General features: G+C 48.6%; 11 protein-coding genes and 1 pseudogene. All 12 read left to right on the forward strand.

What is annotated here, in order from left to right:
• On the forward strand, positions 1-551 hold a 551-nt coding region (locus GO013_RS10375), incomplete at its 5' end, for an integrase core domain-containing protein (protein WP_203529531.1).
• Between the two features lie 501 nt (positions 552-1,052).
• A pseudogene (tnpA, locus tag GO013_RS10380) lies at positions 1,053-1,467 on the forward strand (IS200/IS605 family transposase).
• A gap of 168 nt (positions 1,468-1,635) precedes the next feature.
• A complete protein-coding gene (locus GO013_RS10385) occupies positions 1,636-3,324 on the forward strand; it encodes a methyltransferase domain-containing protein (protein WP_163810837.1) in 1,689 nt (562 codons plus the stop codon).
• A 77-nt stretch (positions 3,325-3,401) separates the two neighbouring features.
• Positions 3,402-5,141, forward strand: coding sequence for an asparagine synthase (glutamine-hydrolyzing) (gene asnB, locus GO013_RS10390; RefSeq protein ID WP_163810839.1), 1,740 nt, complete (start codon positions 3,402-3,404; stop codon positions 5,139-5,141).
• A gap of 124 nt (positions 5,142-5,265) precedes the next feature.
• Entirely contained in the window at positions 5,266-6,282 is a 1,017-nt protein-coding gene (locus tag GO013_RS10395) for a rhamnan synthesis F family protein (RefSeq protein WP_163810840.1), read from the forward strand.
• 202 nt (positions 6,283-6,484) lie between these two features.
• A complete protein-coding gene (locus GO013_RS10400) occupies positions 6,485-7,504 on the forward strand; it encodes an IS110 family transposase (protein ID WP_163810842.1) in 1,020 nt (339 codons plus the stop codon).
• Positions 7,505-7,906: 402 nt separating this feature from the next.
• Complete coding sequence (locus GO013_RS10405) at positions 7,907-8,662, forward strand: DUF3450 domain-containing protein (RefSeq protein WP_203529533.1); 756 nt, start codon at positions 7,907-7,909, stop codon at positions 8,660-8,662.
• Positions 8,659-10,083 carry a MotA/TolQ/ExbB proton channel family protein gene (locus GO013_RS10410; protein WP_163810844.1) on the forward strand — a complete coding sequence of 475 codons (1,425 nt, stop codon included), beginning with the start codon at positions 8,659-8,661 and terminating at the stop codon, positions 10,081-10,083. Before GO013_RS10405 ends, GO013_RS10410 begins: the two co-directional genes overlap by 4 nt.
• Complete coding sequence (locus GO013_RS10415; RefSeq protein WP_163810846.1) at positions 10,070-10,690, forward strand: MotA/TolQ/ExbB proton channel family protein; 621 nt, start codon at positions 10,070-10,072, stop codon at positions 10,688-10,690. The genes GO013_RS10410 and GO013_RS10415 overlap by 14 nt, the downstream gene beginning before the upstream one ends.
• A gap of 3 nt (positions 10,691-10,693) precedes the next feature.
• On the forward strand, positions 10,694-11,104 hold the full coding sequence (locus GO013_RS10420) for a biopolymer transporter ExbD (RefSeq protein ID WP_163810847.1): 411 nt from the start codon (positions 10,694-10,696) through the stop codon (positions 11,102-11,104).
• Positions 11,104-11,763, forward strand: a complete 660-nt coding sequence (locus GO013_RS10425; RefSeq protein WP_163810849.1) for an energy transducer TonB — start codon at positions 11,104-11,106, stop codon at positions 11,761-11,763. Before GO013_RS10420 ends, GO013_RS10425 begins: the two co-directional genes overlap by 1 nt.
• Positions 11,760-12,932: a tetratricopeptide repeat protein gene (locus tag GO013_RS10430; protein ID WP_163810850.1), complete on the forward strand. Its 1,173-nt coding sequence runs from the start codon at positions 11,760-11,762 to the stop codon at positions 12,930-12,932. Before GO013_RS10425 ends, GO013_RS10430 begins: the two co-directional genes overlap by 4 nt.
• Positions 12,933-13,124 lie beyond the last annotated feature (192 nt).

Below are 13,124 nucleotides of genomic sequence, written 5' to 3' on the forward strand. Positions count from 1 at the left end.
TTCGAGTGGATAACGGGACCCCGTTTGCTGGACATGGCGCTGGAGGACTTTCTCAATTGAATATTCTGTGGCTCAGACTAGGAATTGATGTGGAATTTATAAAGCCTGGGAAACCGCAACAAAATGGTGCTCATGAAAGGATGCATCGTTCATTGAAACAGGAGATTCGCAAAGGGAAAAATATGCGTCAGCAGCAACGAATCTTTCGATCTTGGCGGCGAATTTATAATCACAAGCGAGAGCATGAATTTCTTGGACAACAGGTCCCAGCAAGTTTGTATACTCTCTCAGACAGAAAGTATCCACCTGTCATTCCTGACTTTTCGTACACAAATATCCATAGTGTCCGACGGGTGAAATTCAATGGTCAAATCAAATGGCAAGGGAAACGGCGTTATATAAATCAGGGATTGCGGGGTTGTTCAGTTGGATTGTTGGAGAATAGAAATGGCGACATGAACGTCTACGCTGGATCAGTATTGTTGGGTGTGCTCAAAAACTCCGACTCCAGGGGCCTAATCAGGCCCCTGGAGTCGGAAGAGCGGTGGTAAAAGTGTTACCCATGTACCCGGACAAAAGTGTTACCCATGTTCCGGGTTGCACAGGTTGATTTTTTGAATTTATTTGCTCAAAAGCATATCCCTATGTACTTTTTGGGTGCTTCAGGAAAGTTTCGCTTGCGTCAGACTCTATTAAAAAGTTGGGGCAAGACAACGCACTTGAGGAAAGATTGAATATCTACGGACTCCCCGGTGGGGGAAAAGGGAAGTTTTTAGAAGCACAAAAAATAATATTGCTATCACGTTTGGTCATCAAGGAATATATGAAGAAATGTTTTATAATAATTTCTTTGTTTATGATTTGGATTCGATGCCTTATGACTAATTTTGTGTGCCAGACGAGTATCTTTTAGCATATAATGGCGATGACATTTTTAAACTGAATGAGAATTCCCCCGGTTCTGCCGGAGGACCCCAAAAGTTTGACTTTTACAGGAGTAGAATAAAGCTTCCCCTGATGAGCTGCTCGTAGTGAGCACAGAAGAGGCTTAAATGAAGAGTAAGTCGAGCCTATGTCACACACGATGGGACTGCAAGTATCATATAGTTTTGATTTCCAAATGTAGGCGAAAAGTATTGTATGGAAGGCTGCGAACGTATTTAGGTGATGTTTTCCACAAGCTCGCCAACCAACGCGAAAGTGAAATATTGGAAGGGCTTTTGTGTAAAGATCATGTGCATATGCTGATCGTTATTTCGCCTAAATATTCAGTTGCGCAAGTAGTAGGTTTCATAAAAAGAAAAGAGTGCCATTTGTATTGCTCGTGAAGTTCAGAATCGAGCACGAGGATTTGTAGGGCAGAGCTTTTGGGTGCGTGGGTACTTTGTATCAACCGTAGGTCGCTATGAAAAAGTCATCCGTGAATACATCCAGAAGCAAGAGGAAAATGATAAGCGAATTGAGTAATTAAAGCTCCAGATGTAATCCAAAATAAGTCGCTTCGAGCGGCTCAGGGAATCAAGCCCCCGGCTTTGCCGGGGGCTTGAATGACAAACAGATAGTTGGCAGAGCGGGGGGGGCAATGAAATTGAACAAAAGTTTTATCAACTACGATAACCAAATGAGAAAAGAACCATGATTGATACACGAAACAAATTTGGAACGAAGTATTGCGTTGGCAATGGTGTGGAAATAGGTGCCGGAGTCTGCCCGACAGAAGTTCATCAAAGCTCTACGGTTGTGTATGTTGACAAACAGTCACCTGAGGGACTGCGACAATACTTTGGTGTTGACCAGGTGGTTGAGGCCCAGAGCATCCAATCCATTGCGAATCAGGAATTTGATTTCGTCATTGCTAATCACGTCCTGGAACATTGCTCCAACGTAATCAAGGAACTCCTGAAGTGGATCAAGCTTCTCCGAAGTGGGGGGACTCTCTTCATCACACTTCCGAATCGTCACCTTACTAATGATAACATGCGTCTTCTCACTCCTCCGACGCATTTCATTCTGGACTATTTATATGGTGCTTCGGATAGCGATTTTGAGAGCCGTGAACATATTGGCAGTTTCCTCTGGTCCTGGAACGATGTGGGCGGATTGCAAGGGATGACCAAAACTGACGCGGCCACTGCCGTTCAGGCAGCCATGCATGCTGATGAAAATGATCTCCATTGGCATGTGTTCAATCACCAGACCATGATGTTCGTGGTGAACCTTGCTGCGGTGCTTTCTGGAAAGGAAGTGGACGTACTCGAGTCTATCAATGGCTTTAAGGCCTCGTCCGAACACGCCTTGGTGGTCCGGCTGACTAACTCAGAAAAGGGTGCCGAAATTCGCGCTAACTTTTTTACATTAAAGAATACACTTCGTAGCACGGTTTACGATACCGCAATGGAGCTTCTGGACGGCAGCATAACCCACGGGCTGACCAAGGATCACGCTGGTAAGCTTTTTGAGGTTTCAGAAGGCAAGATGCGCTGGGTACAGCATCCTAATGAGCTAGTTGTCATGGGACTTGATCACGATGACTACACCTATGTCGAGGTGACCGATAGCGAAGCTCGCCTACTGGTGAAGCCTCCCTGTAGCCGTACTGAAGCAATCTCGAGCCGGCTTGAGGTATATCGGAATAAGAAAGGCATTGAGTTGTCTCCTGGGGCCGCTCCCCTTCTCATGAAAGAAGTATTCGATGTGCTGTATGCAGACAGGTTTGATCATTTTTCAAACGATGACAGGCATTATTTTGATGCTGCTCCTATAGAAATCGACGTTGTTCTTGGAGAGTCTTTGATACATGAGGTAATGGAGAAGGGTATATATTACTACTTTGTATCGAGTCATGTCATTGAGCATATTCCTGATTTTATTCAACATTTTATTTCTATTCGGGATGTGCTTGTCGATGGTGGAAAAATTGTAATGTATGTTCCTGACAAGAGATATACTTTCGACACCCTTCGCCCCGTTACTACTGTTGAAGATATTGAGTGTGCACACGCTGAGAAGTTGCGCATACCTAGCCGTGAGATGGCAATTGATTGTTACCATCTTTCCGACTTCGACGTGACTGCGGAAGGACTGTGGACTGGTACCTGCACTGCGAAACCGTGCCTTTCTCTGGAAGAAGCGCAGAATCTTGTTGATCAGAAGGGCCTGGAAAACATTGACTGCCATTGTCACACGTTTACGCCGGAAAGCATTCGTCTCTTACTGGACCACGTGATCGCCCACTATGTCAACGAGTTGCGTGTCGTAGAGATAACTGAGACTCCGCATTTCATGAATGAGTTCATAATAGAGCTTGAATTAGGTAAGAATTAGGGCCGACGGCCTCCCGATGTGCTATAGCTTGGATACAGATGTAGTCGGCAGCCTGAGATAAACAAAGAGAGTAGATTATGTGTGGTTATGGTGGATGTGTTTGGAAAAACGGAATAACGCCCTCATATGCCGAGAATATGACGTCCAAAATGGGAAAACAGTTGCAGCACCGTGGCCCCGATGATGTTGGGACGGTGATAGGAGCTGGGTTCTCCGTAGTCCACAGACGCCTAGCTATCATCGATATTGCCAGCGGCCAACAGCCAATGTTTTCTGACGATCGGCAGGTCGGCATTGCCTATAATGGTGAAATCTACAATTATCAGGAATTGCGGATAAAGCTCGAAGCAAAAGGATTTACCTTCAAAACCAATAGCGACACCGAGGTGTTTCTTGCGTTGTTTTTGTCCGACGGATATGACTCGTTTGACCAGCTGAATGGTATGTTCACCGCGTTTATCTGGGACTTTCGCGCTGGTTCGGAAGGAGAATTTCATCTCGTACGCGACCATTTGGGTGTGAAACCACTTTATGTCTATGAAGACGATGAAAAGATATTGTTCAGCAGCGAGCTTAGAGCTATTATCAATGCAGAACGCGTTGATCTTGAGCCAAACGTTGAAGGGCTTGCTTCGTATTTTACCTATCGCTACTGTCATGCTCCGTACACTCTTTATAGGAATATTCGCCGAGTTGAGGCTGGGACTTTTCTGAGAATTCGCCATGGCAAGGTAAGCAACTGGTGTTATTGGGATATCCCGGCATCAATGGAAACGGATATTTCAGTCCAGGAAGCCGCATCGGAACTTAGGCAGCTTTTGAAGGATTCCGTGCAAGGCCAGCTCATGTCCGAAGTCCCGGTGGGGTGTTTTCTCAGCGGAGGTCTTGACTCAAGTGCTGTTGCCGTACTTTGTTCCGAACTTGGTGCCAAGCTACTTTCGTTCAATATCGGCTTTCCTGATCTCAATGAATTCGAATTCTCTAACCGTGTTGCGGAAAAGTACGAACTGCCGCACCTGACGATTGAAACGACACCAGCCGAGATTGCTGAAAGGTTTGAACGGGTTGTCAGCGCAATGGACGATCCAATAGCCGACCCGGCCTGCTTCCCGCTGCACATCCTGTGCGACTACGTCAAGCAGCATGTAACGGTTGTCCTGTCTGGAGAGGGAAGCGACGAGATGTTGGGGGGCTATCCGCAGTATAAGCGAACACTTGACCGTATTCCCGATTCGTCGGGCACTCTTTTTGATCATTTCAGGGAATACAGTTGGTATTTCAACCGTCGTGTTTTGCCTCTGTCGGAATCTGTTGCTCCTTATTCATTGTGGGGTCACAAGAAGTATTTTACAGAACGCCCCGTGCTGGAAGGGATGCTCACCTATGATATGAAGACATGGTTCCCCGAGAATCTGATGGCAAAGGCTGACAAGATTCTCATGTCCCAGTCCCTTGAAGGACGCTTCCCCTTCGTTTCCAAGAAAATTGTTGAATTTATGGGACGTCTTCCTGAGGAATGTAAGATCAATAACAATGGTGAGAAGTACATACTAAGGAAGGCGTTTGAAAAGGATCTCCCCAAGTCCGTGCTGACTCGCCCTAAAATGGGCTTTTCAGTTCCCGTGTCGGACATGGTTACAGAAATGAAGGACACGGTGTATGATCTGTTGAACACTAGCAGGAGAGGGCGTTTCGAGAATGTTCTTGACCACAATGTGCTGGAGCAAACATTTAATGATCATTATTCTGGCAAATATACTGATCCGCTATGGGTTTGGACATGTCTTGTTTTGTTGCAATGGGTGGAGAGCAATTAGGCGTAAGGTGATCATGAAGCCCATTTTCTCAATTGATGAACAGTGAATAAACGAATTGGATAGTAGTATCCCATCCAAGCATCGGGCACGGCAAGAAGGTGCGCTTATATTGGAAACGACACATATGAAAGTAGTCATAAGAAGAATAATTTTGTCCATCATCGGTTGGATCCCTAAGAAGTATATCCGGATGTGCTTTGGTGGTGCTATTGCTAATGTCTTGATAGATGATTCCAAGCTGCTTCAGTTGACTAAGGATAGATTTTATGGGTGTTACCAGGCAGTCAACACACACCCCATGACTTATTCCAAAGATGACAGCAATATTGTTGACTCGGCTTCCATCCTCTATCAATCATTTCAAAGATTAGATGGAGAAAAAGTAGTCCTATTGGCTCACTGGGATCCCATTGGCATTGTAGATGACTATGTCCTTTATTACGCAGCGTCCTTCAAGGAGATGGGGTTTACCGTTTTCTTGTGCTCGGCCCATAACGTTAAGTTAACCAGCCAAATCAAGGATACTTTTGATTGCGTTTTATGGCGAAAGTGTGACGGGTACGATTTTACGAGCTGGAAGGCTGCTTTTGATTTGCTTCCAACGCTTTATTTAGCTTCTCAGATAACAATTACCAACGACAGTATTTTTGCTCCCTTGCACCCGCTTAATGATGTTTACAGTGAAATGCGCAAAGGGGGGTCAGATTTTTGGGGGCTCAGTTTTAGCGAAGAGCGGTGCGTCCCACATATCCAAAGTTATTTTGTAGTTTTTAACGAGAATGTCGTTAAAAGTCAGTTCTTCAAGCTTTTTTGGGACAAGATAGATACCCAAGCGGATAAGCAAAAGGTCATCGCTCAGAATGAACTGTTCCTTACCCAATGGTTGACAGGTTGCGGATTTACCGCTGGCGCATATGTTCCACACACTTTTTTCAATAACCCAATGATTCTCGGCCCGATTTATCTGTATTGGAAAGAGTTGATTCGAGACTATAACTTCCCCGCAGTAAAACGGCATATTTTTCTGAACCAACTGTGGTGGATTGATACAGCAGGCTGGCGTGAAGAATTGCAGAAAACAGGCTATCCGGCAAATTTTATCGAGTCATACCTTCACAGACGGGAGAAGCCTTCTGACTAAAACGATCACTGCCGAAAACGCATCCCTGGTTTCTATTGGCCGTAACGTTTTTCCTTGATTCAGGGGCAATTCGAATGTGAGTTTAGAAGTAATGGGATGGACCCGCCCCTTGATAAGCTCTTTGGCTTTTCATCGGGGTCAGCCTAAGCTGCCACCAAGCTTGTACATGACGTACAAGCTCAAACGTAAGGAAGCGGGTCCAATGAAAGATATTACCACCATCGGCATTGATCTGGCAAAAAACGTTTTTCAACTTCACGGGATAGACAACAAAGGCAATGTCGTTTTGAAGAAACGGCTCAATCGACGTAATGTCCTATCATTTTTGGTGAATATGGAACCGTGCCTCATTGGTATAGAGGCTTGTTGTGGTTCTCATTTTTGGGCTCGTGAATTGAAGAAGTTAGGTCACGAGGTTCGCCAAATGCCACCGCAATACGTAAAACCCTACGTCAAAACCAACAAAACCGATGCAAATGACGCTGAAGCGGTTTGCGAAGCTGTGACCAGGCCCAACATGCGGTTTGTTCCAACAAAAAGTGAAGAGCAGCTTAACCTTCAAGCTCTGCATCGCATCAGAGAACGTTTGATCAGAAATAGGACAAGTCTAACCAATCAAATCAGAGGGCTATTATTGGAAGCTGGAATTTCAGTGCCGCAAGGGGTGGCCAAGTTACGCAATGTCTTGCCTGAGATCTTTGAAGATTTATCCAATAGGCTGACATTGATTGAACGAGACTATCTCTCTGATCTATATACAGAATTAGTCGATTTGGATGGCAAAGTTCTCAAATATGAAAATCAACTGCAAATCTTATGTGGCCAATCTGCTGAATGCCAAAAGTTACTGACAATACCTGGCATTGGATTGTTGACAGCAATCGCCTTGGTTTCTGCTATCGGAGACGCTCATGCCTTCAAAAATGGTAGACAACTGGCAGCGTGGGTAGGTCTGACTCCTCGCCAACATTCTTCAGGAGGGAAAGATCGGCTGATGGGTATTAGCAAAAGAGGTAACAGTTACCTCAGGAAGCTACTTGTCCATGGGGCCAGAAGCGTAGTCTATCGATGTCGAAATAAAGATGACTGTCGCAGTAGATGGCTTGCAGAGATTGAAGATCGGCGAGGAATAATGAAAGCAACTGTGGCTCAAGCAAATAAGGCTGCACGGATTGTCTGGGCTGTCCTGACAAAGGATGAAAAATATCGTCAGGCAGCATAGCCAAAGAATGAACTTCTAAGAAGATGCCCAAGAGATAGCTGACGGCAAACAGGTCAGACAGGCTTCCGAAAAACCTGTTGGACCCACTGGTTGAACAAACCGAAGAAGTGATGAGGATTGGAAGCGCGGATTCCCATCAAGGCCAGAGCGACAAATTGCTCATAAACAGGCCGAATATATGACTGCATCTGATTCTTGTTTGTCTGAAAAAATCTCTTGCCATCGGGGCGGGTCCATCCCATTACTTCTACTTTACAGAGAATTCAATTCTGTGTAAGCGTTCTGTTGATAATGAAACTGATTTTCAACTTCACAAAAAGCAAGAACGTGAGGCTTGAGTCGGGGTGTGGTTGAGGGAAGCGTCGGTTGGAGTCTTTTTATGTGGTGGGTGTGGGAGTGAATATGGGAATGAGAAGCTTGATTGGAGCGATAATGCTGGCGGTGACGCCGGTTGTTGCCTGTGGGGCGGCGTCGCCCGAAACCGTGCATGAGGCCATGACCAACGCGGTCAGAGTCGAGGCCAAGGCGCAGGAAGAATATGTCCGGTGGACTGACACCAAAAGCGAAATGGCTGATGACATTCGGGATATGAAGGCTATGGATGACTGGCTGAAATTTCAATCCGACAAGTACACGAAATACATCGCGAAACAACGCGCAGTCATTGCCGAATTGGAACGTCGGAAGGAAGAGGCCAAGCGGATTTGCATGGAACTTGAACCGTTTCTCGAAACCGTGGTTGGTTCGTTGGATGAATTTGTTGCCAATGATCTTCCCTTCTTGCCTGAAGAAAGGCAACAGCGTTTGCGTTTTTTGCACTCGTCGTTGGACGATTATCGATTGAGCCTTGGAGAAAAGTTACGCCGCGTTTTCGAGGCGTTGCTGATTGAGATGGAGTATGGGCGGAACGTTTCCACAACGAGTCGCGAACTGATGCTCGATGGTACCCCCACACAGGTTTCCATTTTCAGACTTGGCCGGACCGCGTTGTTTTATCAGGCCATCGACGGGTCTGTCGCCGGTGTCTGGAATACGGCCTCTCAATCCTGGGAGCCGCTTGAGCAGGACTTTGCCCGAACATTACGACGCGCGCGGGACATGGCCGAACGGAAACGCGCTGTTCAGCTTCTTGAGTTACCCATGGGAGTCGCCCGATGAAATCGTTTATAATGACCTGTGTCACACTGATCCTTGTTGCCTCTCCTGTTTTTGCGCAAGAATGGCAGCAGGTGGCACAACAAGTGACCGCTGTTGCTGGGCAGGCGCAGGAAAATGCGCGTGAGACCCGGGCGATTATTAAACGTGAACGCGTAGAGATTTCCAAAGAAAAAAATAGTTTGAAACACGCTATCGCCAGCAAACAGAAAACGTTTGATGCGCTCAAGATTCAATATGAGGATTTGCTGGAGCGTGAAAAAACCTTGAATGAAGAGCTCGCGAGTCAGGCTCATGAATTGAAAACTATTGATGGAACCATTCGCACGGCGGCAAAGCAGGCCCGCGATGCTTTTCATGAGAGTCTGACCACACCGGAGTTTCCCGAGCGTGAAACCGTGCTTGCCGAAGTGCTTCAGCCAGAGAAATTTCCCGGTCTCAAGGGGATTCAGTCGTTATTGCAACTCTATCTTGGTGAGCTTCAGGCCTCGGGGGCCGTGGTGCGCCGCGAGGGGAATTTCATCGGCGCGGATGGCACGGATATAACCGGCGTTCTTGTGCGTATTGGAACCTTTACCATGGCGTATCGGTTGCCGGATGGATCGCTTGGGTTTCTGCGTCCAGAGAGCGATGGCCGTCGTTTGGTCGCTGTCCAGGGCGATCTTGGCTGGAAGATTTCTGGAGTGATGAATGACTATTTTGACGGTGAGAGCGATGTTTTTCCCGTGGATATTTCCAACGGCGCGGCCTTGGCTCGATTGGCGCAGGAACAGAAGGGCGTGTACGAATGGTTGAGTGCCGGAGGGTTGCTTGTCTGGCTGATCATTCTGGTTGGGATGATTGCTCTGGTGCTGGTTGGTGAGCGGTTTTATTCGTTGAGTCGTATTCGGGGCAATTCTGATCGTAACATGGCTGTTATTTTGAAAATGGTGAATTCCGGACAGTGGAATGAATGCCTGCAATTTTGTCGAGAACAGTCGCATTACCCGACGTGTCGTATCATCGGCCACACCTTGAAGTATGTGGGGAATACGCGTGAGATCATCGAGAACGCATTTCAGGAGGGGCTACTCAAGGAACTGCCCATGCTGGAACGGTTTCTGCCCACCTTGAACGTGTTGGCCGCTGTGGCCCCCCTGCTTGGATTGCTTGGGACCGTGACCGGCATGATCAATACCTTTCAGATTATTACCGTGTACGGTACCGGCGATCCGCGCATGATGTCCGGAGGCATTTCCGAAGCCCTTGTCACTACGCAACTCGGTTTGGCCGTGGCCGTTCCCATCATGATTTTGCATCATATCCTTGAGCGGCGAGTGGATCGAATCATTGGTGACATGGAGGAGAAGGGAACCGGTTTTGCCGTGGCTCTGATGAAACTCGGCAAGATCAAGACGCGGGAGGAGTTCGATGCAGCTGCCTAATCTCATGGAGCGTATGGCCGAGTATTTTCAGGCCGGTGGTGATATCATGCTGCCGTTGTTCATGTTGTCCCTGATCATGTGGACGCTGGCACTGGTCAAGGGACTGCGTTTTTTGCGGGAACGCCGCCGTGAACATTCGCCTGAGCACAGCCTCAATCTGTTTCAGGGAGAGAGCAGCGTGTGCAAGGCGGGGCTGGCTCAATGGCAATGGGATATACTGACCCAGTACATGGAGCAGCGATGTGACGACCCCGAATTGAACCGGGAAATGCTGGATGTCATTCGTATGCGTCAGGAAATCAAGGCCATGCGGTATATTGGCACTATTCTGCTGCTGGCGGCCGTGGCTCCGTTGCTCGGGTTGCTTGGGACCGTGACCGGCATGATTACCACCTTTGATGTCATTTCCGAATTCGGGACAGGAAACGCCCGTGCCTTGGCATCGGGCATTTCCGAGGCTCTGATAACCACGCAGAGCGGATTGGTCGTGGCTGTTCCCGGCCTGTTGCTCGGTGGATTCCTGTTCCAGCGTGCCAGCAAGCTCAAAGGGCGCATGGAACTTTTTTGCATCGGGTTGCAGGAGCAAACACAAGGCACGGTGGGGTAGGCGATGAAAAGTATCCGATTTGCACGCGGTGCCCGATCCCGTCGAAGCGAGATCAATATGACGCCGCTGATCGACATGGTGTTTATCCTCTTGATTTTCTTTATCGTGACCACGAGTTTTGTGCGAGAATCCGGTGTTGATGTACAGCGTCCGTCAGCTCAGTCCGCAGAGACCAAGGAAAAGGCGAATGTCCTGCTGGGGTTGACCAGTGAAGGACAGATCTTTGTTGAAGGTAGGCCGCTTGATATTCGATCCGTGCGTGCCTACATGGAGCGATTTCTTGCAGAGACACCGGACGGGTCCGTGGTGATCGTGGCTGACACGAAAAGCATGACCGGCAATGCGGTTCAGGTGTTGGATCAATGCCGGTTGGCCGGAGTCAAGAATATCAGCCTTGCGGCCAGGAAGCAGTGATGATTCAACCTCGTCGAGGAGCCGGAGAATTCATGGCCTCGTGTCTGGGGGCATTGCTTATTGCCGGCCTGATGTATGTGGGGGTGCTGATGTTGAACGACGCGCCGATTCCCGAGGGAACGCAGATGGTCGAAGGGGCCATTCGTTTGGCCCAGCCGCAGCGTGACAAGCCTGTGCAGGAATTGCAGCGCAAGCAGCTCGACACGGTTGATCCGCCTAAACAACTGCCCAGACAGTTCACGAGCCGTGCGAAAAAACGGCCAACCAAGCCCGTCCTGTCGGCGAGAACACCTGCTTTTTCGGCGGATATGCACCCCGGTCTGACCGGTGGAATCGCCATGCCGTCAGGGAATTTCGGGTCCATCGGATTTTCCATGGATGAGGTGGACGATATCCCGCAGGTGGTGCGGAGCATCCCGCCTGTGTATCCTTATGCGGCCAAGCGGAACAGGGTGGAGGGCAAGGTTGTTGTTCGCCTGCTCGTCACGGCCAAGGGAACACCGGAGCATCTGTCCATTGAATCCTCAACTCCGGAGGGCGTGTTTGACAAGGCTGCTGTAAATGCGGCGAAACGGTGGCGTTTTCAACCGGGCAAATACAAGGGCGAAGCCGTGGACACGTGGGTGTTGCTTCCCTTTATTTTCGAGCTGACCCAATGAATATGAAATATATTTTTCCCTTTTTCATGGTTGTTCTGATGCTGACAGGCTTTGCTCATGCCGAAGACCGGCTTCCTCCCATGGCGCGGCAAACTTTGCATACGGCGCAGATTCATATGGATAATGAACGATTTGACGAGGTCGTGTCGGTTTTACGGACATACATGGCCTCGACAGATGAAATCATTCCGGCCCCGGTGTACATCATGTTGGGTGGGGCGCATTACAGAAACGGGCACGCCCGGGAGGCGTACACGGCCTTCATTGAAGGCCAGGCCGTGTGGCCGCGTCATGAAATGCTGGTTCGTAATTGTGCCGTGCTTTGCTACGAGCTGGACCGATTCAAGGACGCGGGCAAGTTTTTTGAAAAAGCGTATGCCCTGACCGATCCGCTTGAGCCGTTATTGTTGTTTCAGGCTGGCTCGGCGTATTATGGAGGCGAGGATTTTAGTGCATCTTCATTGGTCATGGATCGATTGATGGCTCCCTCTCAACAGCCCAAAAAGGAGTGGGTACGTCTCGCGATTCATGCCCATCTTCAGGCGGGGCATCCGCACAAGGCCGAGAAAATGTTGCACCGGTTCCTTGCTGAGAATCCTGACGAGGGACCGTATTGGGAATTGCTCGCCAAGCTCCATCTTGATCGGGAAGAATATGAAGAGGCCGCCGGTGCGCTGGAGATATGCTATCGGCTTCGCGACCCCTCACAGCGAGAGCTTGAACGGTTGGCCTCTCTTTATCATTATTCCAACGCGCCACTCATGGCCGCAGCCACGCTCCGTCGTGCGTATTGTGGTACAACCGAGACACCTCAGTTTGAAAAAATAGCCTTTCTTTGTGCCTCGGCAGGTCGTCTGGATGATGCGGTGCAGACGATTGCTCGCTGTCCCTATTCCGTTGAACGAGCGGAAAAGCAGGGTCGGTTCTTGTATCAGGGCCGTCGTTTTGACGACGCAACAACGGTGTTTCAAGACGTGCTGCATCACGAGAGCAAGGCCGGGGAGAGTCGATTCTTTCTCGCCATGTGTGCTTGGGAACGACGCGATTGGAAGGGTGTCAAAGAACATTTGTCCAGATTGCGCGGGAATCCGGCGTTTGCCAATCGTCTCAAGGGACCGCTCCAGATCATTGAAGATATGGAAACTGTTCGTGCTGAATTGCGTGAATAGGCAGAGAGTCTCGCTCGTTCATGAAAAAGCCCTGATTCATGGTGAATCAGGGCTTTTCTTGTGGGGTGGAGGACTTTTCCCCGACGTGTTTGGACTTCGCTGAGAATGGCTGGTTCAAAACGTCAACGCTCTACTTATGGGCTTGTGCATACTTGATACAATCTATTGTTATATATTTATTACCTAAGGGGT

It is taken from the genome of Pseudodesulfovibrio sp. JC047, assembly GCF_010468615.1.
Classification (GTDB): domain Bacteria; phylum Desulfobacterota; class Desulfovibrionia; order Desulfovibrionales; family Desulfovibrionaceae; genus Pseudodesulfovibrio.